At 43.4% G+C, this 26992-nt stretch carries 33 protein-coding genes, 1 tRNA gene and 1 pseudogene; 30 read left to right on the top strand and 5 right to left on the bottom strand.

All coding sequences use genetic code 11. The features are described 5' to 3' along the window. The first annotated feature begins 53 nt into the window (after nt 1-53). Together ICN36_RS00620 and ICN36_RS00615 are read left to right on the top strand one after the other, a co-directional pair. Nucleotides 54-464, top strand: a complete 411-nt coding sequence (locus tag ICN36_RS00620; protein WP_216226522.1) for a rhodanese-like domain-containing protein — start codon at nt 54-56, stop codon at nt 462-464. Nucleotides 465-511: 47 nt separating this feature from the next. Beyond that, on the top strand, nt 512-901 hold the full coding sequence (locus ICN36_RS00615) for an OsmC family protein (RefSeq protein ID WP_216226521.1): 390 nt from the start codon (nt 512-514) through the stop codon (nt 899-901). A 54-nt stretch (nt 902-955) separates the two neighbouring features. Here the strand turns inward: ICN36_RS00615 and ICN36_RS00610 are convergent, their stop codons facing one another. Then, a complete protein-coding gene (locus ICN36_RS00610) occupies nt 956-1243 on the bottom strand; it encodes a glycine zipper domain-containing protein (RefSeq protein WP_215360261.1) in 288 nt (95 codons plus the stop codon). Between the two features lie 47 nt (nt 1244-1290). Further along, complete coding sequence (locus ICN36_RS00605; protein WP_216226519.1) at nt 1291-1653, bottom strand: Rap1a/Tai family immunity protein; 363 nt, start codon at nt 1651-1653, stop codon at nt 1291-1293. Between the two features lie 136 nt (nt 1654-1789). Here ICN36_RS00605 and ICN36_RS11985 point away from each other — a divergent pair. The 5 genes and pseudogenes from ICN36_RS11985 to ICN36_RS00585 all read left to right on the top strand — a co-directional run. Then, a pseudogene (locus ICN36_RS11985) lies at nt 1790-1971 on the top strand (ammonium transporter); the annotation flags it as partial. A 47-nt stretch (nt 1972-2018) separates the two neighbouring features. Continuing rightward, on the top strand, nt 2019-2543 hold the full coding sequence (locus ICN36_RS00600) for a gamma carbonic anhydrase family protein (protein WP_216226518.1): 525 nt from the start codon (nt 2019-2021) through the stop codon (nt 2541-2543). Between the two features lie 26 nt (nt 2544-2569). Further along, nucleotides 2570-3499, top strand: a complete 930-nt coding sequence (locus ICN36_RS00595) for an AEC family transporter (protein ID WP_216226517.1) — start codon at nt 2570-2572, stop codon at nt 3497-3499. A gap of 195 nt (nt 3500-3694) precedes the next feature. After that, nucleotides 3695-4324, top strand: coding sequence for a trimeric intracellular cation channel family protein (locus ICN36_RS00590; RefSeq protein WP_216226516.1), 630 nt, complete (start codon nt 3695-3697; stop codon nt 4322-4324). 246 nt (nt 4325-4570) lie between these two features. Beyond that, nucleotides 4571-6241 (top strand): MFS transporter, encoded by a 1671-nt coding sequence (locus ICN36_RS00585; protein ID WP_216226514.1) that lies wholly within the window; start codon nt 4571-4573, stop codon nt 6239-6241. A 52-nt stretch (nt 6242-6293) separates the two neighbouring features. On the opposite strand, the gene ICN36_RS00580 is transcribed toward ICN36_RS00585, so the two are convergent. Together ICN36_RS00580 and ICN36_RS00575 are read right to left on the bottom strand one after the other, a co-directional pair. Then, nucleotides 6294-6905 carry an MOSC domain-containing protein gene (locus tag ICN36_RS00580; protein WP_216226512.1) on the bottom strand — a complete coding sequence of 204 codons (612 nt, stop codon included), beginning with the start codon at nt 6903-6905 and terminating at the stop codon, nt 6294-6296. 18 nt (nt 6906-6923) lie between these two features. Then, the gene (locus ICN36_RS00575; RefSeq protein ID WP_216226511.1) at nt 6924-7247 is read right to left on the bottom strand and encodes a DUF6150 family protein; all 324 of its coding nucleotides are present in this window, start codon (nt 7245-7247) and stop codon (nt 6924-6926) included. A 123-nt stretch (nt 7248-7370) separates the two neighbouring features. Here ICN36_RS00575 and ICN36_RS00570 point away from each other — a divergent pair, with 123 nt between their 5' ends. From ICN36_RS00570 to ICN36_RS00550, 5 genes are all read left to right on the top strand, one after another. Then, on the top strand, nt 7371-7736 hold the full coding sequence (locus ICN36_RS00570) for a hypothetical protein (protein ID WP_255531181.1): 366 nt from the start codon (nt 7371-7373) through the stop codon (nt 7734-7736). Between the two features lie 320 nt (nt 7737-8056). Further along, nucleotides 8057-8590, top strand: a complete 534-nt coding sequence (locus ICN36_RS00565; RefSeq protein ID WP_216226508.1) for a hypothetical protein — start codon at nt 8057-8059, stop codon at nt 8588-8590. A gap of 24 nt (nt 8591-8614) precedes the next feature. Next, a complete protein-coding gene (locus ICN36_RS00560) occupies nt 8615-9268 on the top strand; it encodes a site-specific integrase (RefSeq protein WP_216226507.1) in 654 nt (217 codons plus the stop codon). A gap of 149 nt (nt 9269-9417) precedes the next feature. Further along, complete coding sequence (locus ICN36_RS00555; RefSeq protein ID WP_216226506.1) at nt 9418-11277, top strand: autotransporter outer membrane beta-barrel domain-containing protein; 1860 nt, start codon at nt 9418-9420, stop codon at nt 11275-11277. A 343-nt stretch (nt 11278-11620) separates the two neighbouring features. Further along, entirely contained in the window at nt 11621-12037 is a 417-nt protein-coding gene (locus ICN36_RS00550; protein ID WP_216226505.1) for a site-specific integrase, read from the top strand. Here ICN36_RS00550 and ICN36_RS00545 read toward each other — a convergent pair. Beyond that, nucleotides 12034-13187 (bottom strand): IS3 family transposase gene (locus tag ICN36_RS00545; protein ID WP_216226504.1). Its coding sequence is split into 2 segments (ribosomal slippage): nt 12034-12947 and nt 12947-13187, totalling 1155 coding nucleotides; the frame shifts between segments, so codons are not numbered across the junction. The two genes, ICN36_RS00550 and ICN36_RS00545, sit on opposite strands and share 4 nt — an antisense overlap. Nucleotides 13188-13501: 314 nt before the next feature. Between ICN36_RS00545 and ICN36_RS00540 the strand changes: the two genes are divergently transcribed. The 18 genes from ICN36_RS00540 to ICN36_RS00455 all read left to right on the top strand — a co-directional run bounded on the left by ICN36_RS00540 (nt 13502) and on the right by ICN36_RS00455 (nt 26923). Then, nucleotides 13502-13807, top strand: a complete 306-nt coding sequence (locus ICN36_RS00540; RefSeq protein ID WP_216226503.1) for a hypothetical protein — start codon at nt 13502-13504, stop codon at nt 13805-13807. Nucleotides 13808-13975: 168 nt separating this feature from the next. Next, nucleotides 13976-14052 (top strand) — tRNA-Met (locus ICN36_RS00535). A gap of 178 nt (nt 14053-14230) precedes the next feature. Then, nucleotides 14231-15463 carry an integrase arm-type DNA-binding domain-containing protein gene (locus tag ICN36_RS00530; RefSeq protein WP_216226502.1) on the top strand — a complete coding sequence of 411 codons (1233 nt, stop codon included), beginning with the start codon at nt 14231-14233 and terminating at the stop codon, nt 15461-15463. A gap of 2 nt (nt 15464-15465) precedes the next feature. Continuing rightward, the gene (locus ICN36_RS00525; RefSeq protein WP_216226500.1) at nt 15466-16305 is read left to right on the top strand and encodes a hypothetical protein; all 840 of its coding nucleotides are present in this window, start codon (nt 15466-15468) and stop codon (nt 16303-16305) included. A 345-nt stretch (nt 16306-16650) separates the two neighbouring features. Then, entirely contained in the window at nt 16651-16863 is a 213-nt protein-coding gene (locus ICN36_RS00520; protein WP_216226499.1) for a hypothetical protein, read from the top strand. A gap of 103 nt (nt 16864-16966) precedes the next feature. Then, nucleotides 16967-18502, top strand: coding sequence for a YfjI family protein (locus ICN36_RS00515; RefSeq protein WP_216226498.1), 1536 nt, complete (start codon nt 16967-16969; stop codon nt 18500-18502). A 74-nt stretch (nt 18503-18576) separates the two neighbouring features. After that, the gene (locus tag ICN36_RS00510) at nt 18577-18843 is read left to right on the top strand and encodes a hypothetical protein (RefSeq protein WP_216226497.1); all 267 of its coding nucleotides are present in this window, start codon (nt 18577-18579) and stop codon (nt 18841-18843) included. Further along, nucleotides 18837-19442, top strand: coding sequence for a hypothetical protein (locus ICN36_RS00505; protein ID WP_216226496.1), 606 nt, complete (start codon nt 18837-18839; stop codon nt 19440-19442). Before ICN36_RS00510 ends, ICN36_RS00505 begins: the two co-directional genes overlap by 7 nt. A 165-nt stretch (nt 19443-19607) precedes the next feature. Beyond that, nucleotides 19608-20306, top strand: coding sequence for a hypothetical protein (locus tag ICN36_RS00500; protein ID WP_216226495.1), 699 nt, complete (start codon nt 19608-19610; stop codon nt 20304-20306). Beyond that, on the top strand, nt 20307-20624 hold the full coding sequence (locus ICN36_RS00495; RefSeq protein WP_216226494.1) for a hypothetical protein: 318 nt from the start codon (nt 20307-20309) through the stop codon (nt 20622-20624). It abuts the gene before it with no gap. A 34-nt stretch (nt 20625-20658) separates the two neighbouring features. Beyond that, nucleotides 20659-21009, top strand: coding sequence for a hypothetical protein (locus tag ICN36_RS00490; protein ID WP_216226493.1), 351 nt, complete (start codon nt 20659-20661; stop codon nt 21007-21009). A gap of 19 nt (nt 21010-21028) precedes the next feature. Continuing rightward, a complete protein-coding gene (locus tag ICN36_RS00485) occupies nt 21029-21211 on the top strand; it encodes a hypothetical protein (protein ID WP_216226492.1) in 183 nt (60 codons plus the stop codon). A gap of 367 nt (nt 21212-21578) precedes the next feature. Then, nucleotides 21579-22121 carry a DUF2878 domain-containing protein gene (locus ICN36_RS00480; protein ID WP_216226491.1) on the top strand — a complete coding sequence of 181 codons (543 nt, stop codon included), beginning with the start codon at nt 21579-21581 and terminating at the stop codon, nt 22119-22121. 115 nt (nt 22122-22236) lie between these two features. Continuing rightward, a complete protein-coding gene (gene recA / locus ICN36_RS00475) occupies nt 22237-23322 on the top strand; it encodes a recombinase RecA (RefSeq protein WP_370623387.1) in 1086 nt (361 codons plus the stop codon). Between the two features lie 17 nt (nt 23323-23339). Next, nucleotides 23340-23861, top strand: coding sequence for a recombination regulator RecX (gene recX / locus ICN36_RS00470; RefSeq protein WP_216226488.1), 522 nt, complete (start codon nt 23340-23342; stop codon nt 23859-23861). A 188-nt stretch (nt 23862-24049) separates the two neighbouring features. Further along, entirely contained in the window at nt 24050-25219 is a 1170-nt protein-coding gene (sucC, locus tag ICN36_RS00465; RefSeq protein WP_216226487.1) for an ADP-forming succinate--CoA ligase subunit beta, read from the top strand. A gap of 15 nt (nt 25220-25234) precedes the next feature. Beyond that, nucleotides 25235-26128: a succinate--CoA ligase subunit alpha gene (gene sucD, locus ICN36_RS00460; RefSeq protein WP_215347738.1), complete on the top strand. Its 894-nt coding sequence runs from the start codon at nt 25235-25237 to the stop codon at nt 26126-26128. 87 nt (nt 26129-26215) lie between these two features. Then, on the top strand, nt 26216-26923 hold the full coding sequence (locus tag ICN36_RS00455) for a TerC family protein (RefSeq protein WP_216226486.1): 708 nt from the start codon (nt 26216-26218) through the stop codon (nt 26921-26923). The last annotated feature ends 69 nt before the right edge of the window (nt 26924-26992 follow it).

Here is a 26992-nt window from a genome sequence, read left to right as displayed (position 1 = left end):
AATGGTAGCAGGTGCTTGACAAAACTTAGGCATTGTTAATTTAGGAGATATTGATGAAATTAAAGGTTGGATATCAGGAGCTCATTCAGGAGGCAATGTCTGAAATTGAGACTCTGCCCATGGAAAAGGCGCAGGAATTATTAGCTGACCCCCGTGTAGTATTTGTGGACATTCGTGATATTCGCGAATTAGAGCGAGAGGGCATGATTCCAAATGCTCTGCATGCTCCCAGGGGTATGCTGGAGTTTTGGGTTGATCCAGATAGCCCCTACTACAAGCCCATCTTTGGCGAGGGGAAAAGATTAGTGTTGTATTGCGCCTCTGCATGGCGTTCGGCATTGGCCACGCAAACTCTACAAAGAATGGGCGTGCCCAATATCTGTCATTTAGAGGGTGGCTTTAGCGCATGGAAGAAAGCGCAATTACCTACTGTAGATAAAGCAAGCAAATCCCATTCCAGTTAAAGTAATTCCCTAATTGAACTCATTGAAATAATTTTTTTAGGACCATCATGAGAAAAGTAGTCTCGCAGTTTGGCCAAGGCCCACTTCAGCAGAAATTAACCGCTGGAGATCTCCATTTTTTAGCCGATGCAGAAATTTCTAAAGGAGGCTCTGGAACTGGGCCGAGTCCTCATGAGTATCTGGGCGCTGCTTTGGCTGCCTGCACATCGATGACTTTAAAGATGTACGCAGAGCGCAAAGAAATAAAATTGGAGAATGCGATTGTGACTGTAGATATTGAGAGGGCTGATGATATTGAAACGTTCTCCCGAGAGATTGAGCTCCAAGGAAATTTAAGCGTAGAAGAAAAAGATCGCTTACTGGAAATTGCAGGTAAGTGCCCAATACATAAAGCCTTAGCTGGTCAGATTCAAATAAAAACCCAGCTGGTAAATTAATACGAGCTGGGTTTGTGTTGCTAACTACGGCCTTTTTAGACCGAGTGATGTAGCTTAATTTGGTGCTTGCGCTGGCTGATTATTTTTGCCGGCGTTGTAGCCAGCATTGTAATTTGCGCCTTCATTTTTCTTGTATGCATCATAGACATATCCAGATGCTGCACCAACTGCTGCACCGCCAACTGCACCCCAGATAGGGTTGCCGTGGAAGATTGCAGTGCCAACAGCGCCGGCTGCTGCGCCAATGCCTGCGCCTGAAAGTGTACGTTGCTCAGTGTTACTCATGTTTGAGCAACCAGCGATTGCTAAAGTTGCTGCAGTAATTGCGATAATTTTTTTCATCTCAACTGTTCCTTTAAATGTGTATTGGTTTGGTTAAGTTGCTTGGATTATTTTCTGGCGCAAGGGAAGCGTGACGCCAAGAAGCCCAAGAAAACCCCTGATGCTGGCTTGTCAGCAACCTGCGGATTGCTTTGTGCAAACTTTACAAAATCACCAATAACTTCATCACGTGCTGGCGCAGGTTGCTTAACGCAAATAAATGGCTTTGCACGTTGTGGGTGGCGTGTAGCTAAATAGGTTTCATACACAGCAGTAGTAAAGCCAATACAAAAGCTTCGTGATTCTGGGCTTGCTGGGAGTTTGCAAACGTTCGCAAGCTCTTGAGTGCTTAATACTTTGATGGTTTCTTGGGCTTGGGCAAAGCCGGAAAATGAAGCTAAAGCGGCTAATGCAATGAGGAATTTTTTCATGGGTTCTCCCTTAGATGTATGTAGGAATGATAATAAACCATATAAATTCCTATATATGCACTAAAAAAGGGCAATATGCCCATTTTTCAGATTTTTAATTCCTCATAACGATCCAAAAAAATAAGGGGGAAATGTCATGAAAAATTTGAAGTCAGGTAGGGATGCTTTATTCATCTTCCCATGCGGCATTAGGTTTCTGACCCTGCACGCGGACTTTGAGTTCTTAGAGCTAGGATCTGTAACAAGAAAAACCAAGTAAATGCTTTGGTCAAAATCTTAGTGGGCTTTACCGTTTCAACAATTACATCTTTATTGGTTACAGTATTGCTGTTTATTTATAGCCTGATTCATACCTATAATGAGTCATGGCTATATTTGAACTAGACGGAAACGCCCCACAATTGGCTGCGGGTGCTTGGGTTGCCGAGAGCGCAGAAGTGATCGGCAAAGTAGAGCTCCATCTAGATGCGAGTATTTGGCCCAAGGTAGTTATCCGCGGCGATAACGACCTCATTCAAATTGGAGAAGGTAGTAATGTGCAAGACGCATCTGTACTGCATACCGACCCAGGTTTCCCACTCATCATTGGTAAGCATGTCACTGTAGGTCATCAAGTCATGTTGCATGGTTGCCAAATTGGGGATGGTAGTTTGATTGGCATTGGCGCGGTTGTTTTAAATGGCGCCAAGATTGGTAAAAACTGTTTGGTTGGTGCGGGCGCGCTCGTTACCGAAGGAAAAGAATTTCCAGATGGTTCCATGATTTTGGGAACGCCTGCCAAAGCAGTTAAAGAATTGACCTCAGAGCAAATTGCTGGCATCCACGATATCGCTGGACGTTATGTCAAAAATGCTCAGCGTTATGTCAAGACGTTGAAGAAGATTTCCTAACCCGCCACTCTCATCCGTTAAATATTTTGCTCTACGTATTTAATGTAGTTCTTCCAGTCTTTTTACTCATTCTGATTGGGTATGTTGGTGGGCGTGCAGGTAAGTTAGGTATTAATGCCTCCATAGAGTTAAACCGATTTGTTGTCTGGTTGGCATTGCCGGCTCAGCTCTTTAACTTTGCTGCTAATAGCGGTTGGCAAACCCTCTGGCAGCCAGGTTTTATCACTGCATTTTTTCTGAGTTGTTTGATTGTTTTCGTCCTAGTGCTTTCGATTAGCTGGATACGCAATCGAGATTTAGCTGCAGCCAGCTTCGATGGTCTTAGCGCTTCTTACTCAAACACTGGGTATATGGGCATACCCTTGTGCGCACTTGCCTTGGGTCAAGATGGTCTGGCGCCTGCGATTATTGCTACATTCATTGTGTTTGTCATGTTTGCTTTGGCGACAGTGCTGATTGAAATTGGCATTTTGTCGCATAAGAAATCGCATGAGATTGTGTTGAGTGTCATCAAATCGCTTTGTAGCAATCCATTATTAATTGCCCCGGTTGCTGGTTTGATATGGGCTTCTAGTGGCTTGACTTTGTATGATCCGATTGCGCAGGTGATTGCATTCTTGGCTGCTGCATCGACACCTTGTGCATTGGTCTCCATTGGTTTATTTCTAATACAAAAAAGTACTGCCGCTCCAGCGCAAGCTTGGGGTATTAGCTTGGCAAAGCTGATTTTTCAGCCCTTAATTGCCTGGATCACTGCAGCGCTAATTTTGGATTTACCAGCATTATGGGTGAGCACAATTGTGATTTTGAGTGCACTACCTACTGGTACCGGGCCTTTTATGTTGGCGCAATATTACAAAGCTGACGGCAGCGTGATTTCTAGAGTGGTTTTAATAACAACTGTGAGCTCATTACTCACGCTCTCATTATTTTTGTGGTGGAGCAACGGGGTTTAATCCCTCCGCATCGATTTGTTTTTTCCAAGATGCCTTTAAGGTTCAGCGCAATACGAACACTAAACGCGGCAGAGCTTCTCCAAAAGCTATAAAGCTTGGGAGTCATATCAACACCACATTTAATCTGATGGCTATCGGTATGTTGAGATGGACATTGCAGTCTTAATTCATGCAAAGTGCTTTAGACTTATTCCTATGGAAGATATTAATTTCTGGATTGGCATCATCGCAACTATGGCCTTTGCTGTGACAGGGGTTTTGGCGATTGCAGATCGTGGCGTTGATCTTTTTGGTGTTTTGGTGCTTGGGCTTATCACTGCGATTGGCGGAGGTACTATTCGCGACATCATTTTGGAAGCCCCTATTTTCTGGTCCGAGAATCAACTTTATGTGTGGCTTGCACTAGGCGCCAGTGTTGTTACTTTCTTCGCAGAGTCTTTCTTCACGCAACCGCAAATTTATCGCTGGATGCTATATATGGACGGTTTTGGTGCGGCACTCTTTGCTATTCAGGGGGCTGATAAGGCCTGGAGTATGGGTTATGGCCTACCAGTAGCGCCCGTTATTTTGGGTGTTGTTACGGCAATCGGTGGTGGTTTATTGCGCGATGTTTTGGCTGGCAGAAAAACACTCATCATGTCACATGAGCTTTATGCAATTCCAGTAACCCTGGGATGTTGTGCCTATGTTCTGATATTGAACTTCTTACCTCAGTATGTAGTTGAGGGTTCCGTGATTTGTATGCTCGGAATTTTTGGACTACGCGCAGCAGCTATTTGCTGGGATCTGCGCGTACCCAAAATGTTTATTACTAAAACGCGCTAACAGCGTCATTCCCCTAATTTCCCATTTTTGTTACACGGTTTTTTATATCCGCAAGATATAAGCCATGCCTTGCATTAGACGTGAGGCTAGTACTTGTTGTGAAATTGCCTCTAGTTTTCTCATTTCTCGGGAAAACCCCGATCCTAATTGATGGGGAATTACCCTAACTAGTGGATTTCTTTGAATTTTTTCAAAGCATAATCGATTTGTTGTTTTTTATTTAATAAAAATAGTTAGGAGCTACTGATGTCAACATCAACTAAAGCAGCCCCAATGACCGCTGAAGAACGCAAAGTTATTTTTGCTTCATCTTTAGGTACGGTTTTTGAGTGGTACGACTTTTACTTGTACGGTTCACTTGCGGCAATTATTGCTAAGCAATTCTTCTCAGGCCTAGATGCTGGCTCTGCCTTCATTTTCGCTTTGTTAGCGTTTGCTGCTGGTTTTATCGTTCGCCCATTCGGCGCATTGGTATTCGGTCGCTTAGGCGATTTGATTGGTCGTAAGTACACCTTCTTGGTAACCATCTTATTGATGGGTGGTGCGACCTTCATCGTAGGTATTCTGCCTAATTACGCAACTATCGGTGTTGCCGCTCCAGTGATCTTGATCGCATTGCGTATGCTTCAAGGTTTGGCTTTGGGTGGTGAGTACGGTGGTGCTGCTACTTATGTTGCAGAACATGCCCCTAATGGTAAGCGTGGTGCCTACACAGCTTGGATTCAGACAACAGCTACTCTTGGCCTGTTCCTCTCCTTGCTCGTGATTTTATTCACACGTGAATTCACTGGTCCAGACTTTGATGTTTGGGGCTGGCGTGTTCCTTTCATTGTTTCTATCGCATTGTTGGCGGTTTCTGTATGGATTCGTTTGTCCATGAATGAATCACCAGCTTTCAAGAAGATGAAAGAAGAAGGCAAATTGTCTAAAGCTCCTTTGACAGAGTCATTCGGTCAGTGGAAGAACTTGAAGATTGTTATCTTGGCATTGTTTGGTCTGGTTGCAGGTCAGGCAGTGGTTTGGTATACAGGCCAGTTCTATGCTTTGTTCTATCTCACCCAAGTGTTGAAGGTGGATCCTAAGTCTGCAAACTTGTTGATTGCTGCTTCATTGGTAATCGGTACACCATTCTTCGTTATTTTCGGCTCATGGTCTGACAAGATTGGCCGCAAAGTGATCATCATGGGTGGCTTGTTAATTGCTATCATTTTGTACATCCCTAACACACCAGTTTCATTGTTCAATGGCTTAACCCACTTTGCTAACCCAGCATTGGAAAAAGCAATGGCAACTGCACCAGCGACTATTACTGCTGATGTGAATGAATGTACATTCCAGTTCAACCCAACTGGCACAGCGAAGTTCACAAGCTCTTGCGATATTGCAAAGCAGGTGATGGCTTCTAACTCTGCTAGCTACAGCACCATTGCCGGTCCTGCAGGTGGTACAGCGGTTGTGAAGATTGGTGATACAGAAATCACTGGCTACACTGCGAAGGGTCTTGAGCCTGCTGAAGCAAAAGCGAAAGATGCTGAGTTCAAGAAGCAAATTCGTGACGCGTTAAATGCTGCTGGCTATCCTGTAAAGGCTGACCCTGCTGCAATTAACTATGCTGCAGTTCTTGGTATCTTGGTAATCCTGGTGCTCTTGGTAACCATGGTTTATGGCCCAATCGCCGCGATGTTAGTTGAGATGTTCCCAACTCGCATTCGTTATACCTCGATGTCCTTGCCATACCATATTGGTAACGGTTGGTTCGGTGGCTTATTGCCAACAATCTCCTTTGCCTTGGTAGCGCAAAACGGCAATATTTACTATGGTCTCTGGTACCCAATCATCATCGCTGCGATGACATTGGTAATCGGTACACTGTTTATTAAAGAAACAAAAGACGTAGATATCTACGCAAAAGACTAAGTCATTTAGTTTGCATCAAATAAGAAACCCGATCAGAAATGGTCGGGTTTTTTTATTCCCACAAATCTTTTTGATTGCGATTGTTTAAGAGCTTTTGATTTTGCTGAGCAATAGAGGTTTCTCTTGAGCCTGGGATTACGGTAATTTGAGCGCCAGCAGAAATTACCCCAGTCTTTAATACACGTAAATACCAACCGCTAAAGCCAGATTGAAGCATTGCCTTGCTTGCGCCTTTGTAGCCAACGGCTGCATTGAATTTGAAACAAGGCTCGCGTAGTTTTGCAACTATGAATTCTAAATCGCCAATCTGTAGTCTATCGCCAACAAATACTTCCGTCTCTAGTAGGCCCTCGATCGTGAAGTTCTCGCCGATAGCGCCATATTGCAAATCGACGGGGCTTTTGGTTTCGCGGGTGAGTAGATCATTCCAGAAAGCGTAGTGCTCAGCTGGATAAACATAAATTGCCTTTTCAATACCGCCATGCACCGATAGGTCAGCCTGCTCATCACCCTTGACGCCCAGTGGGGTAATTTCAATTGGGGTGAAATTTTCTAGGTCGCTTACTGCTTTCTTGCGAATTGCTGAAGCAACTGACTTGTAGTTAGGATGATGATTGCCAAATAAAGGGGCTACTTTGCCAGCGGATATTGAAATTAGTCTCATAGGGTGAGGAAGTGATAATTAGTAGCGGCAGCGTGCATCACTCTTGTATTTAGTGAAATACACAATGAGATCTGCTTCAGACTTATATTGGGTGTAATAAATTACTGCACGTGCATCACCCTTGTATTTTGTATAGAACCAAACGCCCGGCTCGCTATCGCTGGAGTATTGAGTGTCATACACAATGCAGTTTGCCTCTGATGGGTACTTGGTGACAAAGACTTTAGCATTGGCTTCAGACGGGTAATTGGTGACGAAGATTTGGGCTGCTGAAGCGCAAAGAGGTATGCACAAGCTCAATAGTAGGGAAATTAAAAGGCAAGAGAGAAATCGATTCTTCATTTAAGAATATTACGCCTTCTGCTTTTTATCCGTAGCTTGGGATAATATGAATATATGAAGTATTTCTCTCAAAAGAAAATTGCCCCCACGCTTAGTCGGTTAGCCCTGCTAATTTTTGCTGTCATGACGAATCAAAGCGTACATGCCAAGTGGGATGCAGAACGTGACATGACTACTAATGGCAAAGAGGAATTGGTTTACTACTACAAGACCAATGATCAAGATCAAAAGCTTGTATTGGATAAGTATGTAAAACGCCTTATTTTTATACGCCCCGATAAGTTTTATAAGCGCTCTATTAAGCAAATTAAGATTGATGGTGTAGCCGTGGATGTCACAAGCGACCCTTTTTCGCGCTACCCCGAGCAAACAGCCATTGTTTTTGAAAACAAGGATGAAGTGCTGAAAAAGCTCTTTTTAGCTAAGAAAATAGAATTTAATGTGCTTTATGGTCGCGACGAGGCGCTTAGCACCTTCCAGATTAAATAAAGGCTCAACGGGGGCTTTGGGGATGGCAACCCCGTTTCCTTTAGACAGATAGGCTCTGATCATTTACAATAGTGAGTTCGGCGAATTAGCTCAGCTGGTTAGAGCGACGGAATCATAAAAATGTTTGTGAGTGCTAACTCAGTTCTAAAACATTGATTTAAGCATACTCAAATTCTGCCGTTCACTACACACCAAAAATATTGGCATCAAAAAATACTTGCAGGCATTAATCTGCGTTCGCAGAACATCGTGTGAGATTTTGACTACGAAGAAAAAATAATCGTCGTAGAAAATGCAAGACGACAGCACACTAAGCGTGTATGTCTAATCTCAATCAACTCTTTGCAAACCCCATCCCCGCAACCCCAAAGGCTATAAGGCTTATAGATGGGAAGGTTACTGTCTATAAGCGTCCCCAGTCGGCACAATGGCAATGCCGCTTTAAGCTGGCAAATAACAAGTGGCATTCGGCAAGTACTGGTACAGACGAGCTAACTGAAGCAAGACGCAATGCCATAGTTCTTTATGAAACTGTGCGTATCAAAATCGATGCAGGGTTAGCACTCACAGAAAAAACATTTGGACAGTTAGCATTAGAAGAGATGGCAAATATGCGTCGTACTTCGAATGGAAAAAGAGGTGAACGCAACTACAAAGATTATTTTTTTATCTGGCAAAAATATCTCATTCCATTTTTCGGCAAATACAAGGTAGGTGAAATCACGCAAGAGTTAGTTGCAGACTTTGAAGCGTGGAGAACTTCGGTAATGGGCAAAGAGTCAAAAGCAATCACCAAAAAACATCACGCACTGGCATACAACAGAGTGGTGACGTTGGCTAAAGAGCTTGGATAGATTTCTCAAAACAAGATTGTTCCATTGCTAAACATTGCTGGTGCAAAGAGTGAGCCTCGTCCCGCTTTCTCGCAAGAAGAGTTAGAGCAGTTGTATGCCTTCTTTCCGATTTGGCAAAAAGACGTGCACCACAGACATTCGGGTGAAGTTAGGGTGCTGTGTGCCGCTTACATTCAGTTTTTGGTGAATACAGGTATTAGGCACAGCACCGAATCTATGCCGCTTAGGTGGAAGCACCTGCAATGGCACTTTATCGGCGATAAGCGGTATTTACGTATATGGGTGAGTGGGAAGACAGGGCAGAGGAATTTAATCGCTAAAAACGCTGTTTTAGACGTTTTGGAGGGGTTAATGCACTGGCAGAAGCTCCCATATGCCAGTTTGGGGGAAATCATCGACATAAAGCTCGATAAAAAGATATTTACGCTCCCCACAGGTGAAATGCCCCATTTACTGGAAAACATCTTTCGACACTTAATGAAAAAGAGTGGATTGCTTAAAAATGGTGCTGGGCAAAACAGAACGCTATACAGCTTGAGGCATACCTACGCTACGCAAGCATTGGCTAGTGGGGTGGACATTCACACGCTGGCTAAGCAGATGGGTACAAGCGTCTTAATGATTGAGCGGCATTACAGCAAGATAACCCCAATGATGAATGCTGAGAAGCTGGCATAAACAAGGGGCAAAGGTGTCGTGTTTGACACGACAGACAGGATGTTGTGCAGCCCATAGCATCCAAATTGAAAATAAGTAGAAACCAGGATTTATTATAATATTTATATAGTTACAGTACTTGTAATCATAATAATGACTAGGGGATAAATTTGAAGCGCAAACTAACTTTCGCACTTATTTCGGCAGTTTTATTTTCAGGACAAGCCTTCGCACAAAGTTATTCGAACCTTATTATCTTTGGTGACAGTAATTCAGATAGCGGTAGATATAAATACATACCGTCATACACAGGGGGAGCACTTGCAACATATGGAGCGTTCACTACAAATCCAGGGGCTGAGTGGACGGTGGGTTTGGGGCAAAAATTTGGTGTGACTGTTATTCCAACCTCAGCACCTGGCGGTGGCAATAACTATGCGGCTGGAGGTGCTCGCGTTTCATATACTGCCGCGAACAGTAATGCTTGGTCTGCAACCTCTCAGGTTAGTGCTTATCTAGCAACTAATTCAAGTATTGCCGATCCAAATGCCCTATATATCATGTCAATTGGTGTTAATGACCTTAAGACAACTACAACTGGGGGCGCTGGCAATATAGTTGATCCTCAAAATATATCGGCAATTACCACCCTTGGTCGGCAAACGGCTAATTTAGTTGGTAGTCTTTACTCGGCCGGCGCTAGAAATTTCTTAATACCTAATATGAATGCTTTTAAATCCGCCGCAGCAGCATCGGCCGCGGGGTATTCGTATAACGCTGTTCAGGTAGCTTCTCGTGACTTATATAGCCAAACTGTTTGGAATAATGTTGCGGCCCAGGGCATTAATTTTGTGCCTGCTGATTGGAGTACGGTATACAACTACATTGCACTAAACCCTGCACGGTTTGGTATTACAAACACAAACGTTAATACTCCTGCTTGTGGCACGACTACTGCGTCAATCAACTGTGGCCCATCCAACTATGTCACCCCCACAGCAGATCAAACATATTTGTATGCCGACGGTCCATTATCGTCAAATGGAGGTGGACATTTAACTACGGCAGGTCAAAAAATTGAAACCGATTACTACTACGGTCTTTTAGTTGCGCCAGGTCAAGTCTCGATGCTTGCTAATCAAGCCTCGATTGGTCAGATCGCAATGAACAATTCTTATTTAGATCAGGCAGGCTATAGTTTTCGCGCTAACGCCCCTCAAACATTGGGTGCTTGGGTATTAGGCGGTGCGCAACAGGTCAATATGACTGGTAGTCAAACCAGCACTAGCAGTGCGCCCTACAACGGTGCCGCTGGTATGGATTATCAGTACAACCAAAATATCTTACTAGGCGGTTTTGTTGGCTACGGTCAAGCGCAGGTGAATTACAACACTAGTGGCAACTTTACACAGTCCGGTACAACCTTGGGGGCGTACTCAAGCTATAAGGATGGTGGTATATGGGCTAATGGGTTGGTTGCTTACAATTGGTTAAATAGCAATGTCAATCGCATTACTCCAATTGGCATTACTTCATTCTCAAACGCCTCAACGGTTAATGGCTCCAATACTTCTGTAGCAGTACAAACAGGCTATAACTTTGACTACAGCGTAATCAATCACGGCCCTGTTATCGGCTATGCGTATGTCAATACCAGCATTAATGGTTTTACTGAATCAGGCAACTTCAATAGCTTGCAATTTGGCAGTCAGAATATCAATGCACAAGTAGGCTCGGTTGGGTATCAGGTTCAGGCAAAAGTGGGTGATTGGCTTCCATTTGCTAAAGCAATCTATAACAGCCAGCTTGGTAACTTAGATCGTTTGGTAACAACTACATTAACTACGGTGGCGGCGCCAAGCTATACGATGCCGGCAATGGGTTATGGCAGAAATTGGACAAACCTAACGGCTGGTATTGGCTATCAAATTGATCCTAAGACTGTAATCAGGGCTAGCTTTACTGAGCAAGTGGCGCAGCAGAGTGTGAATAGTTATAACGCCATTGTCAGTTTGAGTTCACATTTCTAAGTATATTAAGGTGTCGTGTTGCACACGACACCACAGCCCCTTTAAATCCACTTCAAAAATCGTCTATACGCAAATCATTTGGCGCGCCAAATAGCTGTGCATCAGAGAGCCCCTGTTTTAAGCTTGTAGCTTGGATTTGAGGCATTTTCTTAATTCTGTCGTCTTTATCCCACGATTTGAATAAATACATTTAGCACCACCAAAGATTATTGCTATTTTCTTTGGCGGAGCTAAATGCTAAGTCATTGATTCTTGGAAAGATTATTGATCACACATTTTGGTCGTTCTTTTGAGCAAAAGAATACAAACTGCATACACAGTTTTATTTATCTAAAGGACAAAAATGGCTCAAGCAAAAGCACTCACCACAAACGAATTAGAACAAGTCTTACGCTACATCAGTAGCACAACTTATGCGGAACGCAATCGCGCAATGTTGCTCATGGGATATTGGGCAGGACTTCGCGTTAAAGAAATTGCCCAATTAAAAATGGGAGATGTATTAAATGACGATGGCTCGATTAAAAGTGAAATTCGTTTAAGTGCACAGCAAACTAAGGGGAATGACGGCAGAACGGTGTTCTTGCCAGCAAAGCTAAAAGAAGAATTGGCTGTGTATCTCAAAACTCGACATATCACCATGCCTGATATTCCCTTATTCCATACATCTAAGCGTTTGGGCTGGACGCCTAATACCTTATGCCAGCACTTCTTTTGGCTTTATAAGAAAGCGGGTATTGAATCGCTACCAATATCTTAGACACTTCCCAACCTCGCTTGGTACTGCTCTTCAAATCTTACCGGAGAAAGTCCATTGTTGTAACTATGGCGTCTAACCGGGTTGTAAAACATTTCGATGTAATCAAAAATATCTTCTCTTGCTTTTGCTCTGCTGGCATAGGTTTTACGTTTAATCCGCTCCCGCTTGAGTAGTTGGAAAAAGCTCTCCACTACGGCATTGTCATGGCAGTTTCCGCGCCGACTCATGCTTTGTTTGAGGTTATGTTCTTTTAAGAACGCTTGCCACTCGTAACTAGAAAATTGACTGCCTTGATCCGAGTGGATCATCACTGTCTGCTTGGGTTTTCGTTTCCATAAAGCCATCAGCAAGGCGCTGACCACCAACTCCTTATCCATTTGACCTTGCATCGACCAGCCTACAATCTGGCGGGAGAATAAATCCAAGACCACCGCCAAGTACAGCCAACCCTCATGCGTGCGGATATAAGTAATGTCCGTTACCCAGGTCTCATTAGGTTCTAAAACATCAAACTGCTGACCCAAGTGATTGGGGGCTGCCACATGAGGCTTACCAGTATGGTGCCGTGGTTTACGCTTGTAGCCTGTTTGGGAACGCAGGCCCTGTGCCTTCATCAATCGATACACCCGTTGCCCTCCACAAGCAATCCCCAGATCTTGCAGGTCATCATGGATCTTGCGATAACCATAGATGGTGCCGCTTGCCAGCCACGCTTGCTTAATTTGACCTACGATCATCTGGTTCTCATACGCTCGAGACGAGAGCGGCTCTTTAAGCCAAGCGTAATAGCCACTGTGGTGGACTCGCAAAACCTTGCACATCGTGCGGATGGCATGCTCATTCTGGTGCTTTTTGATGAAGGCGTACTTTAACCGGACTCCTTGGCAAAGTACGCAGCGGCCTTTTTTAGGATGTCGCGCTCTTCGGTAACCCGCCGCAGCTCCGCCTCCAGTCTTTTAAGCTTAGCTAATTGATCATCTTGAACTAAGCGCTGCTCGGCTGGAATACCATATTTATTAATCCAGGCATACAGACTATGGGGTGAGGTGCCCAGCCTAGCAGCCACATCTCGAACCCCAAATCCTCGCTCAACGATTTGCTTGACTGCCTCTAACTTGAACTCTTCAGTAAACCGTCTTCTTGTACTCATTACACACCTCCTAATAGACTAAATATTAGGCTAGAAAGTGTCTATAGAAGTGGTAGCGATTCAGGTAGGCAGTCAAGAAAAAAAGTTTTATGGAGGATTAATGGCGAAGCTATACAGCCTACGAGCATTGCATTGGGCTATAGACAATATGCTCGATATCAAACCCAAATCAAAAATTATCTAACTGGTGGCGTTGAGTACAGTAAGGTAAAAATCCCTAATTCCCCTTTATACAGAGGCATTCCTATTTTTGAATTTGAAAAAAAAGCGCTCCATATTCTTGGGTTGACCTATTTTTAAGAGATCATATTCATATGATTGGTTTGGGAATGGAGTACACAGAATCAATCTTGTGGTGGCTTTTGGTTGAAAAATTTGCCTTACAGATGAAGTATCCAAGTTATGTTGGCGGCGCTACATACCATCATGTAGTAGTGGGCAAAAAGATTGGTGACAGGGATCGAGTCAAATTAAATATGCTTGAGGATTTAGGTGTTCGAGTTGCCGTTGTTAATGCAAGTTCTTATGAAGATAGCTACTATCAAATTGCTGACAGCATTAAGCCTGGCATTTCTAAAATGAGGAAAACTGAGGACTGGAAGGGCATGTATAAGCCCTAAACCACAATTTCATTTGATAAAGAGAGGATTCTCATATCTTTGCCAGTCGCACACCGTTAAGCAGGATTTAGCACCGTAAAGAAACCTACGGACGGCTTAAATAGACAGAGTTTTCACAGACTTGCACATTTGCACAGCACCACTGTAATCATTTACAATAGCGAGTTCGGCGAATTAGCTCAGCTGGTTAGAGCGACGGAATCATAATCCGCAGGTCCGGGGTTCAAATCCCTGATTCGCCACCATATTTAGTTTTAACGATACCTAGCATCACCCAGAAAACCCTTGAAGATTAAAGCCTTCAGGGGTTTTTTGCTTTCTGTAGCCAACCCTAGGAAATGTGAGTAATATCAGTCCCATGTGAGTAGAAATGTGAGTAATTCGCAATCTACTCATAAAAGTTACTCACAAAAAGGCTTCAAAATGGCTTCAAAACTGCTTACAGATTCATTTATTAAGGCAATCAAGCCATTGCCCACCCCCAAGGGATATAGCGATGGTGATGGGCTTTCCCTGCTTGTTTTGCCAAATGGGGTGATGAGTTGGCGGTATCGGTATCGCTATGCAGGCAAGGCTAAGATGCTTTCCCTCAAAAGCTACCCTGAAGTAACACTCAAGCAAGCTAGGGAGAATAGGGATGAACTTAAGAAAATCCTCCAGTCAGGCAAAGACCCCTCCCTTTTTCGCCAGCAAGCAAGCAAAGAGAAGATTAAGGCTCAAGCCAATACCTTTGAAGCAATAGCTGGGGAATGGCACGAAAGATGGAAGGCAGATAAAACTCCTGAACACGCTGAGAGGGTGTGGAGAAGGTTAGAACTGAACATATTTCCCCATGTCCAAAATATCCCCATATCTGAAATTACTCCCAAGGCTTTAAAAGGAATCATTCAGAAATTGGAGGACAGGGATGCTACCTCTATGACAAGAAGGGTTTTAAATACCTGCTCACAAGTTTTTGGCTTTGCAGTCCATGAGGAGTTAATGGACATCAATCCAGCTACAAACATTGATGCTAAGTTAGCCTTTAAGCCCCATGTAGAAAAGAATTTCAAAAGAGTTAGTGCAAAGGAGTTGCCTGCATTGCTTAGGGCTATTGATGGCTATGGTGATGAAGTTGCTGGGACTGAACTCACTCGCCTTGGCTTGCAGTTGCTTGCCTATACCTTTGTTAGGACTTCAGAGTTAATCGGTGCAAGATGGGATGAAATAGACCTTAAGAAGGGTATATGGCAGATTCCAGCCGAAAGAATGAAGATGAGAAATCCTCATATCGTTAAGTTATCCAAGCAAGCCCTAGCAATCTTTGAAAGACTGCAGGATATAACTGGTGGAAGGGACTTGGTATTCCCAAATGCGAAAAGTCCTAAAAAGACGATGAGCAATAACACTTTGATTTATGCACTCTACCGCCTTGGGTATCACTCCAAAATGACTGGGCATGGCTTCAGGGGCATTGCTTCAACTATCTTGCATGAACAAGGCTTTCCCCATGCTCATATTGAATTACAACTCGCCCACTCTGAAAAGGACAAGGTATCAAGTGCCTACAACTATGCAGAGTATTTAGAGCCTAGAGCCAAGATGCTTCAAGCATGGGCGGACTACCTAGATGGCATTAAGGCTGGTGCTGAAGTTATCAACATAAAGCAGGCTTAACCATGAAACCATTGCAAAGCTGGTCACCTGACTACCTCCATAAACTCTATAAACACGAGGTCGATAAACTCACCCATGGTGAATTAAATCTTAAGCAAAAAGAAGTCCAAGAAAGAAAGATTGAAGCCCTCTATCGCCTTGGGACTTATCCAGATATGAAAGCGGTATGGGAAAAGTTGCTTTCTAAAGATGCTGACATGATTGTTTATCCAGTCGATAAGGAACTCGCCCTAGTAGGTGGGATTCTGGAGCAAATATGGATTAACCCCTTTGGTGAACCACAAGTCAGACCCTCTGATAAGGATGAGCAATTAGGGGAAATAGCAGAAAAGATTAAGGAACTTCAAAGGCTGATTAACAAATCAAAAGAAGCATCATACGAAGATGGGCAGATTCTAAAAACTATCCTTCATAAGAGGAATATTGAATATAGAAATCAGCATGGCGAACAAATTGGCTCACAGTCACCAAATTACTTCAAATTTATAGACATCAATGCCAATGCTGAATTAAGCCAAATAGCATTAGATGAGCATATGCCTTGGAGGGATAGGTATCCACTACAACGCTTAGGCTGGTGGACTAGGGAAGCTATGACACTTCAGCTAACCGACATTCTGGGCTACTACTCAGAAAGAATGGGCGATTACTCCAAGACTTACAAAGACCATTATGCAAAGGACACCTCCCAATTAAGCCGAGGTTTATCTTGGTTAATGAATCAGATTTATGGCAAAGACTTAGACGACTATGTAGCCAGAATCATTAACGCTATCTTGGATGTAGATTCATGGGACAAAGACAAGGTAAGAAAGAATAGAACCTACGAGAAAGCTAAATAAGGGGAAGTTTTTAGCTTAACTTTCAAACTTTTTTACCTCCCACCTAGATACCCTAAAAACTCATCATCACCCCATGGTTGCTAACCCTAGTAACCGCTAGCAAATGAGGTGCAAAATGAGTAATAGGAATGTAATTCAAGAAGTTGAAACCCTCCCCATAATTGGGATGAGTAGGTTCAGCCAGTTCAAAAAGTTTCTCCCTCTTTCAAGAGAGAAATTCCGCCAACTATCCAAAGCTGGGAAAGCCCCCAAAGGCATTCGTATGGGTTCTCGGCTAACCATGTATCGAAATGAGGAACTGCACCGCTTCCTTTCCAACCCTCTTATATATGTATCGGAGGAGAAATGAAACCAATCAATATTCCACAAAGCATCAAAAAAGACTTCCTATACCGAACATTGCTGCTTATTGCAGAACTAAACCAGAGTATCGAAAAAAGTTTTCCGATACTGGTGGGTGATGAATCTGTGTATATCAATGGTCTGGCAGAGATTGGTGATGTAGGGCTTCGCCACAAGGTAATGCTAGAAGCATTTGCGAGGGCATTAACAGAATGAAAAAAATCGCCTATTCCAAAACTTCAAGAATAAGCGACCTTGGCAAGCCTAATTCTAAATCTAAATTAAAACTAGTTAACAACACTTTTATTGGAGGTGCAGTATGACTTCAATACAAGATAGAGGTACTGCTGCTATAGCCATGTATTCCGCAGCTAGTAAGTTGATGGATAAAGATAGACCAAAAGTATTTTATGGGGATGAGGTCGGCTGGGTAAAAAACCTTGAATGGTTTGAGCCGGATGTCAAAACTACAGCCAGAAATCTATTTCCATTAGATGCTTTGCCTGACATTATTCGTGAGCATGTTCAAGAGGTTGTAGAAATTACTCAATGCCCAATTGCTTTGGCGGTGAATAGTGCATTAGGTGCGTTAAGTGGTGCAGCACAAGCCCATTTTGATGTAGCTAGGGATGCCAATACAAACATTCCAATTTCGTTATGGTTTATGACTGTCGCTGAATCAGGTGAGCGGAAATCTTCGGCTGATAGGTTTTGTTTTGAGCCTTTTAAAGTCTGGGAATCAAATCAGCATCTTGAGTATTCAAATCAGATGCAGGAATACAAGCTAGAGCTAGAAGCCTATGAAGTGGCTAAAAGTGCTATTAAGTCTGGTAGTAAGAAGCAGTCACCTGAAGAAATAATGCATCAATTGCGCAGGTTAAAAATGCCTGAACCGCCAATTGAGAAAATTATTCTATGGGAAACATTTACTACTGAAGCCTTGATTAAGCATTTATCAGGATTTCCGATTGCCTATGGATGTGTAAATGAAGCTGGAACATTGTTGGGTGGTTATGCAACGAAACCAGAAAATGTCCAAAGAACTTTTGCAACTTGGAATAAGTTATGGGATGGGCAGTCCGTTAAGGATGTGACACGAGGTGAAGGAACTAGGTTTGTAGCCAGCCCCAGATTCACCTTCCAATTGATGTTGCAGGAATCAATTTACAAGTCGCTACTAGGCATTGGTAATGGTATGGCTCAAGGAATTGGCTTAACCAGTCGATTTTTAGTGTGTCAGCCAGAATCAACTATGGGCATGCGGTTTTACTCTGAACCTCCAAATCGCATAAATCGCATTAATAGGTTTACAAAAATACTTACTCAATTCTTGGATAAGCCAATGAACCTAGAGGATGGGGTTCTTAAGCCTGCAGTTCTCAACCTATCGCCAGAAGCAAAGGTGGAGTGGATTGAGTTTCATAACCTAGTTGAGGAAGGTTTGGGCTTTGAGGGTGACTACCAAACCATCAAGAGCATTGCGGCTAAATCTGCTGAAAACCTCCTTCGTATTGCCGCAAATTTTCAAGTGGCTATAGAACCCAATGCCAATGAAATATCGGCAGAAACCATGGTATCTGCTAAAGAGGTTGCAAATTACTACTTAAATGAAGCCCTAAAAATGGCTTTGCCACAGGTGCAGATTGATGCAGAGAAGATTTTGAATTGGCTAGTAAGAACAATAGGCATACATCCATATGAAAAAAAGCTGGTAGGTAAAAACTCAAGCATTCGCAAAGCAGACAGGGTAAATCCAGCAATTGAATACTTGATTGAACAAGGTCTAGTACAGACCGCAATCATTAACCAAATTGAATGGATGGCAATTAATCCAAATTTACTGGGGGGCAGATAGTGCGATTGGTGCGATTTGTGCGATTCAAGATGTCTAAATCGCATGATTCGCATGAATCGCAGTAATGCAGGTATATGACAAAACTTTCGGAACGACTGGAATTGAATCGGTCTATGCAATCACCCAGTAAGGCTAAGCCAACAAGTAGGGATGTTGCGGAGTTTGAGGATTTATACAACCTCCTTGCCCCTAAAAACGATTGGAGTGAAGCTGACTATGTCGCTTGGTGCTTAGACCTTGCTGAGGATAAAAAACTCACCATAGGCTGTTTAAGGGCTTTACAGAATGCTTGCGAGGCAGGGCGAGCAATGACAAATGAAGATTGGAGTAATGAATGGTAGATAAAGAAACAAAACAAATTAGACTTCCCTACAAAGAAGGTCAAAGCCTAGAGCAGGCTTCGACTGAATACATCCTAGACCCTAAGACATTGGGGGCTTTAATCATTGATGGAAACAACTCCAATGTATCTACTCAAGTTGATATGGAATATGCAAGAGAAGTAATTGGGCAAGGCATAGATGAGGTTAAGAAAGGGGACTTATCCAAATTGGAGGAAATGCTTTATTCCCAAGCAGTAGCCCTCAATATGATGTTTAGCAATTTATCAAGAAGGGCATCACTTCAAACGAATGTGGACATCAAAGCCACCTTAACGAACCTTTGCTTCAAAGCCCAGAACCAAAGTAGAAACACGATTCAGACACTTATCAATCTGAAGCAACCTTCCCAGACCTCTTTTATCAAGCAGGCAAACATTGCCCATGGGCATCAACAAATCAATAATGGAGTTGCTCAATCTTCTCCAGAAAATTTATCAAATCAGACAAACGAACTTTTGGAGGTTCAAGATGGCAAATGGCTGGACAGAGGAAAGAAAGCAAAAGCAAAGGGAGTTAATTCAGAACTGGAAGCCTTGGGAGAAGTCCACAGGGGCTAAAACACTGAAGGGTAAGGCGAAGTCCAGTAAAAATGCCTATAAGCATGGGTTTGCCGAAACCAAAGCATTGCTTAGGGAGTTAAATCAAATGCTCAGGGAAGAAAAGAAGCTAATAGATTGACTATGGTCACCCAAGAATTGCTAAGATGGAAGTATTAAGGGGTGATGATGAAAACTATAAGAAAACTAACTTTGCTGGGTTTTGTCCTGTTTATGCCTTTATTTGTATTTGCTCAGGCTACAGACCCAAGTGCCGAATGTTTTAGTGCTTTGGAAAGTAATCCTGAGCTTCAAGTCCTAAAGGGCAAAGTAGCCCTAGGTAATGTTAGTGGGCAAAGTCTTGAAATACTTGCTAATGATAAAAAGCCTTCACCAGCAGAAAAATCTGCCCTAGCTAAATGGGATTCTTCTAGACAGCCCTGTATTCAGCAAAGCCTTGAATGGAGTCATTCCCACTATGCCCCTAATGTGGCTGTAATTCTTGAAAGGTTGATAAGTCAATTCAAGAGCAATCTAGCAGACTTATATGCTGGCAAGATTACTTATGGTCAGTTTGCAAAAGCTAGACAAGCCAATGCGGATAATGCGAAAGCCGAAGCGGTTAATCTTGACCAACAAAATCAGAATGCCAATGCTCAAAATAAGCAAAGACAGCAACAGTTAAACCAACAAGCACAGCAGGCAGAGGCACAAAATCAAGCCCAAAGAAATGCTTTAGCCACCCAAATGATTTTGAACAATAAGCCATATCAAGCACCATTCGTGCCAATGCAAACCGCACCATTGGTTGCACCTCATATAAATAGCCCTACGAATACAAACTGCCGAATGATTGGCAACACGATGAATTGCACTACTTACTAAATGAAAAAAGTTAAATACCTATTGGCAATTTGTATTCCTTTGGCTTTATCTTCCTGCGGAACGACGGAGGTCATAAAAAATACCGCTACCAATTCTTATCAAGTTTCCGCTCAATATGGTGCTTTCAATGGTAGCTGGGGAAGGGCAAGTAAAGAGGCTGGGGAAAAAGCAATTGCATATTGTCAGGCTTTAGGTAAGCAGTTTGTATTTCTGAATGAGCAAAGGTCTGGGGTGGTTGGTTGGTCTCCTCAGGAATCAGTTATTAATTTTGATTGTGGGGATAGCACCCCTCCCATTACCAATATCAATGGTGGATAAGTGGCTTAACAATAACTAACTAAATAAGAAATATATGAGAATCCTATTACCAACATTGCTAATTACCTTATTGGCTGGTTGCGTTGCATCTTCAACTGGAATTATTCCAATGGGTCGTGATACTTACATGATTGCTAAAGAGCAAGGTTCAGGCTTTCCAGGGCTTGGCACAATGAAAGGGGAAATCATTACTGAGGGTGTTCAATTCTGTGCAAAGCAAGGTAAGGAGTTTCAGATAACCTCAACCAAAGAAACTCAGCCACCTTATATTCTTGGCAACTATCCAAGGTCAGAAATTGAATTTATGTGCCTTAATGCTGGGGATAAAGAACTTCAGCGTCCAAAACTACAACCTGTTCCTAATACTGTTATTCAGATGAAATGATTTTGAAGATTCTTTTGTAATGTCAAATATTGAATACTTTGCTAAGTTAAGCCCCAAAAAACTTACCTCTTTGGATGAGGATTTCAAGGCATGGCGAAAACAGATGCAAGAGGATGACAAGCGAAATGCCCTAAGAAGGGCAGGTAAGCTAAAACCTGAGCCAGCAGAAACAGTCTATGAAAGATTCCCTGAAGAAACCTAAACCTACCCTTGAAAGTCTTTTGAAGGAAAGTCAGGTCATCACAGGAAAAGACCTGATTAAGCAGAAAGAGGATAAGGTCAAAGAATTGGCTTTATTCCAAGAGGCACTAGAGTTTGAGGAAAGACACCGAAAGTCGAAAACCTCCTAATCTATGGATAATGGAGTGAATAAATACAACACCTCAAAAAACCAGTTTTTAAGGGGGTACATTGAGGATTGTGAGTAACTTTGTGAGTAATAAATTAATAGGTGAGTTAAGACAGTTATATAAATCAATAGGTTACAAGCCTAGTATGAATGTCTGATTCGCCACCAAATCTAAAGGCCATTGCCCACCGGCAGTGGCCTTTTTCTTAGGGTGCTGGGTATGGCGAAATTGTGGAACTTTGTTATTTTCCAGCTTGGTTGGTTTGCCTGTGTGCTGGGCGCGGCCAATAAACAAGTGCTTTGGGCGGTAGTGGCCACCCTGGCCTATATCGCCTTCCACGTTTGGCGCTCACCTTCCCCCAAAACAGAAATTAGCCTTTTATTGAAGGCCTTCATCTTTGGCTTGATGGCCGACACCCTCATCATGCATTTGGGCTACCTGGATTTTCGGGATGATTGGCCGGCGCCGTATTTATCGCCGCTCTGGATGTGGGTCTTATGGGTATTGGTAGCCACTACCGTTAATGGCTCCTTGACCTGGTTACGCGGCAGACCTGTTTTAGGGGCTGTTTTAGGGGGCATTGCTGGCCCCATGTCTTATGAGGCGGGTATTCGGATGGGGGCTGGATCTTGGGTTCCTGGCAGCGAAGTAACTGGATTTATCCTAGTGGGAGTGGTCTGGGCGGTTGCTATACCCCTGTTTTTCTACTGGGACCGAGTCAATCAAGTGCAGCCTAGTCAAGAATCCGTAAATTCAGTTTAAAAGTCACTTGCAAAGAGTACTGTTTTTATATACAGTAACTCCTAAGTTGTTACACAGTAGATAAAACTTCGGGAAAAAGCCCAGTACATAGTGAAAAGGGAATCAAAAAATGGCCTTGGATAACAAAAAGCAATCAGCCTCTTCAGAATTTGAAGGAATGAGCGGAGACAAACAAAAAGCACTCACAGCAGCGCTGGCACAAATTGAGAAACAGTTTGGCAAAGGTTCAATCATGAGATTGGGCGATGCTGAAATTAGTCAAGATATTCAGGTGGTATCTAGTGGTTCACTCGGTTTAGATATCGCCCTTGGAGTTGGTGGTCTTGCACGCGGTCGCGTGATTGAAATCTACGGACCAGAGTCTTCCGGTAAAACAACATTGACCTTGCATGCGATTGCAGAAATGCAAAAGCTTGGTGGCACTTGCGCGTTCATTGATGCGGAACATGCTCTGGATGTGCAGTACGCGTCACGTCTCGGTGTAGATGTAAATAATCTTTTAATCTCTCAGCCTGATACTGGTGAGCAAGCATTAGAAATCGCAGATGCTTTAGTGCGCTCTGGCTCGATTGATCTGATCGTTATTGACTCGGTTGCTGCTTTGGTTCCAAGAGCCGAGATCGAAGGCGATATGGGTGACTCTTTGCCGGGCTTGCAAGCTCGTTTGATGAGTCAAGCTTTGCGTAAGTTGACTGGCGCTATCAAGCGTACCAACACTACTGTGATCTTCATTAACCAAATTCGTATGAAGATTGGTGTGATGTTTGGTTCCCCAGAAACCACTACTGGTGGTAATGCTCTGAAGTTTTACGCTTCTATGCGTTTAGATATCCGCCGTATCGGTAGTATCAAAAAAGGTGATGAGGTTGTTGGTAATGAAACCCGTGTGAAGGTTGTGAAGAACAAAGTTTCTCCTCCATTCCGCGAAGCAATTTTTGACATCATGTATGGTGCCGGTATTTCTAGAGAAGGCGAGATCATTGACATGGGTGTTGAAGCTGAGCTCGTTGATAAGTCAGGATCTTGGTATAGCTATAACGGTGATCGTATTGGTCAAGGTAAGGATAATGTGCGCGAATTCTTAAAAGAGAATCCAGCGATTGCTAAAGATATCGAAACAAGAATTCGTGAGAAATTAGGCGTTAAATCTGGTTCAGCAGTTGTAACTGATGTGCTGAGCGAGGAAGAAGAAGTCGAATAACCGCGTTGAATAACTCAATGTCAGAATTAAGCAGTAACAAGAAGGTCAAGCAAAGCCCGAGTCTCAAAGCTCGGGCTTTGCGCCTTTTGTCACAGCGGGAATACAGTCGCAAAGGCCTGGCTGCCAAACTGACGGAATCAGAGGCGAGATGGGGCAAGCTAGGGGGTGAGCAGGCAGAGCAGACTCCCGAATCCAGAAATTCTCAAATTGAGGCGGTTTTAGATGATTTTGAAGCTCGTGGATGGTTATCCGACGAGCGCTTTGCAGAGGCCCTGGTTCGTCGCAGGAGTGAGCGCTACGGGATGCGAAAGATTGCCGATGAGCTAGAAAGGGCTGGCGTGGATGCAAAACAGTCAGCCAAGCTTCTTGGGAGCCTCAAAGAGACGGAATTTCAGCGTGCATTTGATCTCTGGACTAGAAAATATGGGGTGCAACCACAGGACCAAAAGGAGAAAGCTAGGCAGTATCGTTTTTTGGCTTCTAAGGGTTTTGGCTCCGAAGTAGTTGCAAAAGTGATCAGCGGCCAGAGCCCTGATTAGGGCAATTACGGATCAGCATAGGCAATTTGCGGCGTTGCAGCATGCTAGACTAATGGAGTCGGTCAAGCCGTTCGCATTTATTCAAATTTGGCTAATTTAGCTATTTCTAGAGTAAGTATGGGATCAAGGCAACATCGGTTTTACTAATCCTCATCACTTGCTAAAAAAGATACCGTTTCGGAGTAATTATGAAAATTCACGAGTACCAAGGCAAAGAACTTCTTCGCCAATTTAATGTGCCAGTCCCTAATGGCATCCCTGCGTTTAGTGTTGATGAGGCAGTGAAGGCTGCTGAAAAACTCGGTGGTCCGGTGTGGGTAGTGAAGGCGCAAATTCATGCGGGTGGTCGCGGTAAAGGCGGCGGCGTGAAATTGGCTAGAAGCATGGACGAGGTGAAGAAATATGCTTCAGAAATTTTGGGAATGCAGCTCAAGACCCATCAAACTGGTCCAAATGGTCAAAAAGTTAATCGCCTCTTGATCGAAGATGGCGCGGACATTAAAAAAGAGTATTACTTCAGCATCGTTACAGACCGTGGCACACAAAAGAATGTGATCATGGCTTCTAGCGAAGGCGGTATGGACATTGAGGAAGTTGCAGAATCCCATCCAGAAAAAATTATCAAAGTATTTGTTGATCCAATGATTGGTTTGACAGATACGGATTGCGACATTGTTGCTAAAGGTATTGGCGTTCCAGAGGCGTCTATTCCAATGGCGCGTGACGTATTTAAAAACTTGTACAAGACATACTGGGATACCGATGCTTCATTGGTTGAAATCAACCCATTGATTCTTGAAGGTAACGGCAAGATCAAGGCCTTGGATGCAAAGTTCAACTTTGATCCAAATGCATTGTTCCGTCATCCAGAGATCGTTGCGTACCGTGATATCGACGAAGAAGATGCTGCTGAAATCGAAGCCTCTAAATTTGATCTTGCTTACATCTCATTGGACGGCAATATTGGCTGTTTAGTGAATGGTGCAGGTCTAGCAATGGCTACGATGGATACCATTAAGTTGTTCGGCGGCGAGCCAGCAAACTTCTTAGACGTTGGTGGTGGTGCTACCGCAGAAAAAGTAACCGAAGCATTCAAGATCATGCTCAAGAACAAGAGCGTCGAAGCAATTTTGGTAAACATCTTCGGCGGCATTATGCGTTGCGACGTGATTGCTGATGGTGTTGTTACTGCATGTAAAGCAGTAAACCTGACAGTACCTTTGGTTGTGCGTATGAAGGGTACAAACGAAGAGTTGGGCAAGAAGATTCTTGCAGACTCTGGTTTGCCAATCATTAGCGCCGATTCAATGGCTGAAGCTGCTACTAAGGTAGTTGCTGCTGTTGCCAAAAACAAATAATCCAGGAATTTCGATATGTCTATTTTGATCAATAAAAACACCAAAGTCATTACACAAGGAATTACTGGTAAGACCGGTCAGTTTCATACTGAAAAATGTCAGGAATACGCAAACGGCAAAAACTGTTTTGTTGCTGGTGTAAATCCTAAAAAAGCTGGCGAGTCCATTTTTAATATTCCAATTTACGGAACAGTTAAAGAAGCAGCTCAGCAAACTGGTGCAACTACTTCTGTAATTTATGTTCCGCCTCCTGGTGCAGCTGCTGCGATTTGGGAAGCCGTTGAAGCTGACCTCGACTTTGTGATTTGTATTACTGAAGGCATTCCAGTGCGTGACATGCTTGAAGTACGCAACAAGATGCATGCTAAAGAGGCTGCTGGTGGCAAGAAAACTTTGTTACTAGGCCCTAACTGTCCTGGCATCATTACTCCAGATGAAATCAAGATCGGCATCATGCCTGGTCATATTCATAAGAAAGGCCGCATTGGCGTTGTTAGCCGTTCCGGTACATTGACTTATGAAGCTGTTGGTCAGTTGACATCCATTGGCTTAGGTCAGTCCACAGCAGTTGGTATCGGTGGCGACCCAATCAACGGTTTGAAGCACATCGACATCATGAGAATGTTCAATGAAGATCCAGAGACTGACGCTGTCATTATGATTGGCGAAATCGGCGGTCCAGATGAAGCTGAAGCTGCTCGCTGGTGCAAAGACAATATGAAGAAGCCTGTAGTTGGATTCATTGCGGGTGTAACAGCGCCTCCAGGCAAGCGTATGGGTCACGCAGGTGCGTTGATTTCTGGTGGTGCTGATACTGCAGATGCCAAACTTGCCGTTATGGAAGAGTGTGGCTTCAAGGTAACAAAGAACCCATCAGAAATGGCTGCTTTGTTGAAGGCCATGTTGTAATTAGCCGCAAGAAAAAGGATGCTGTTTATTCAGCATCCTTTTTTGGTAGCAAATAGTTGTGAAAACATAAAAAACGTAGGAGACAAGATGGATTTATCAATATTTTCTGGACCGGCATTCTGGGCCGCTCTTTTATCAATTATTGTTGCGAATATTTTGTTGTCTGGTGATAACGCAGTTGTGATTGCGCTCGCTTCACGTAATTTGCCACCGGTACAGCAGAAGAAAGCCATTTTTTGGGGCAGTGCTGCCGCGATTATTTTGCGCGTATTCCTCACTATTACCGCAGTTCAATTATTGACATTGCCGTATCTCAAGATTGTTGGCGCTATTTTGTTGCTTTATATTGGCGTTCAGCTTTTGGCTGATAGCGGTGAAGAAGAAGATATGCAAGCGCATCCAAATATTTGGGGCGCGATTCGCACTATCTTGGTAGCTGACTTAGTTATGAGTCTAGATAACGTGTTGGCAGTAGCCGCCGCTGCTCAAAAAGGTCCAGAAGAAACTCGCTTGGTGTTACTCATTGTTGGCTTGGGTTTATCTATTCCGTTGATTATTTTTGGGAGCGCTTTGCTTTTAAAGGTGATGGATCGCTTCCCGATCATCATTACTTTGGGGGCTGGCTTATTGGGCTTGCTTGCAGGCGGAATGTTAGTTGAAGACCCTGCAATCAAAGACTCTATGCAGGCTGCCTTTGAAGATGCGCATATGATTTTTGAGGGTATTGGGGTTGCTATCGTACTTTTAGTTGGCACTTATCTTAAAAAGAAGCAGAAGAATAAAGAAGCTGCGTAATTTCTCCGCGTTAAATCAGAAAAGCCGGCTCAATATGCCGGCTTTTTTGTTACTCATTCCCTTGTGAGT

The sequence above is a fragment of the Polynucleobacter sp. UK-Gri1-W3 genome (assembly GCF_018881595.1).
Classification (GTDB): domain Bacteria; phylum Pseudomonadota; class Gammaproteobacteria; order Burkholderiales; family Burkholderiaceae; genus Polynucleobacter.
The sequence above is the reverse complement of the archived record's forward strand: the minus strand, read 5'-3'. Positions and strand labels throughout refer to the sequence as shown.

Excerpts from the sequence above, each read along its gene's own strand:
- ICN36_RS00620 (WP_216226522.1), top strand. The coding sequence starts at position 54 with ATGAAATTAAAGGTTGGATATCAGGAGCTCATTCAGGAGGCAATGTCT.
- ICN36_RS00615 (WP_216226521.1), top strand. The coding sequence starts at position 512 with ATGAGAAAAGTAGTCTCGCAGTTTGGCCAAGGCCCACTTCAGCAGAAA.
- ICN36_RS00610 (WP_215360261.1), bottom strand. The coding sequence starts at position 1,243 with ATGAAAAAAATTATCGCAATTACTGCAGCAACTTTAGCAATCGCTGGT.
- ICN36_RS00605 (WP_216226519.1), bottom strand. The coding sequence starts at position 1,653 with ATGAAAAAATTCCTCATTGCATTAGCCGCTTTAGCTTCATTTTCCGGC.
- ICN36_RS00600 (WP_216226518.1), top strand. The coding sequence starts at position 2,019 with ATGGCTATATTTGAACTAGACGGAAACGCCCCACAATTGGCTGCGGGT.
- ICN36_RS00590 (WP_216226516.1), top strand. The coding sequence starts at position 3,695 with ATGGAAGATATTAATTTCTGGATTGGCATCATCGCAACTATGGCCTTT.
- ICN36_RS00585 (WP_216226514.1), top strand. The coding sequence starts at position 4,571 with ATGTCAACATCAACTAAAGCAGCCCCAATGACCGCTGAAGAACGCAAA.
- ICN36_RS00580 (WP_216226512.1), bottom strand. The coding sequence starts at position 6,905 with ATGAGACTAATTTCAATATCCGCTGGCAAAGTAGCCCCTTTATTTGGC.
- ICN36_RS00575 (WP_216226511.1), bottom strand. The coding sequence starts at position 7,247 with ATGAAGAATCGATTTCTCTCTTGCCTTTTAATTTCCCTACTATTGAGC.
- ICN36_RS00570 (WP_255531181.1), top strand. The coding sequence starts at position 7,371 with ATGACGAATCAAAGCGTACATGCCAAGTGGGATGCAGAACGTGACATG.
- ICN36_RS00565 (WP_216226508.1), top strand. The coding sequence starts at position 8,057 with ATGTCTAATCTCAATCAACTCTTTGCAAACCCCATCCCCGCAACCCCA.
- ICN36_RS00550 (WP_216226505.1), top strand. The coding sequence starts at position 11,621 with ATGGCTCAAGCAAAAGCACTCACCACAAACGAATTAGAACAAGTCTTA.
- ICN36_RS00540 (WP_216226503.1), top strand. The coding sequence starts at position 13,502 with ATGATTGGTTTGGGAATGGAGTACACAGAATCAATCTTGTGGTGGCTT.
- ICN36_RS00530 (WP_216226502.1), top strand. The coding sequence starts at position 14,231 with ATGGCTTCAAAACTGCTTACAGATTCATTTATTAAGGCAATCAAGCCA.
- ICN36_RS00525 (WP_216226500.1), top strand. The coding sequence starts at position 15,466 with ATGAAACCATTGCAAAGCTGGTCACCTGACTACCTCCATAAACTCTAT.
- ICN36_RS00520 (WP_216226499.1), top strand. The coding sequence starts at position 16,651 with ATGAAACCAATCAATATTCCACAAAGCATCAAAAAAGACTTCCTATAC.
- ICN36_RS00515 (WP_216226498.1), top strand. The coding sequence starts at position 16,967 with ATGACTTCAATACAAGATAGAGGTACTGCTGCTATAGCCATGTATTCC.
- ICN36_RS00510 (WP_216226497.1), top strand. The coding sequence starts at position 18,577 with ATGACAAAACTTTCGGAACGACTGGAATTGAATCGGTCTATGCAATCA.
- ICN36_RS00505 (WP_216226496.1), top strand. The coding sequence starts at position 18,837 with ATGGTAGATAAAGAAACAAAACAAATTAGACTTCCCTACAAAGAAGGT.
- ICN36_RS00500 (WP_216226495.1), top strand. The coding sequence starts at position 19,608 with ATGATGAAAACTATAAGAAAACTAACTTTGCTGGGTTTTGTCCTGTTT.
- ICN36_RS00495 (WP_216226494.1), top strand. The coding sequence starts at position 20,307 with ATGAAAAAAGTTAAATACCTATTGGCAATTTGTATTCCTTTGGCTTTA.
- ICN36_RS00490 (WP_216226493.1), top strand. The coding sequence starts at position 20,659 with ATGAGAATCCTATTACCAACATTGCTAATTACCTTATTGGCTGGTTGC.
- ICN36_RS00485 (WP_216226492.1), top strand. The coding sequence starts at position 21,029 with ATGTCAAATATTGAATACTTTGCTAAGTTAAGCCCCAAAAAACTTACC.
- ICN36_RS00480 (WP_216226491.1), top strand. The coding sequence starts at position 21,579 with ATGGCGAAATTGTGGAACTTTGTTATTTTCCAGCTTGGTTGGTTTGCC.
- recX (WP_216226488.1), top strand. The coding sequence starts at position 23,340 with ATGTCAGAATTAAGCAGTAACAAGAAGGTCAAGCAAAGCCCGAGTCTC.
- sucC (WP_216226487.1), top strand. The coding sequence starts at position 24,050 with ATGAAAATTCACGAGTACCAAGGCAAAGAACTTCTTCGCCAATTTAAT.
- sucD (WP_215347738.1), top strand. The coding sequence starts at position 25,235 with ATGTCTATTTTGATCAATAAAAACACCAAAGTCATTACACAAGGAATT.
- ICN36_RS00455 (WP_216226486.1), top strand. The coding sequence starts at position 26,216 with ATGGATTTATCAATATTTTCTGGACCGGCATTCTGGGCCGCTCTTTTA.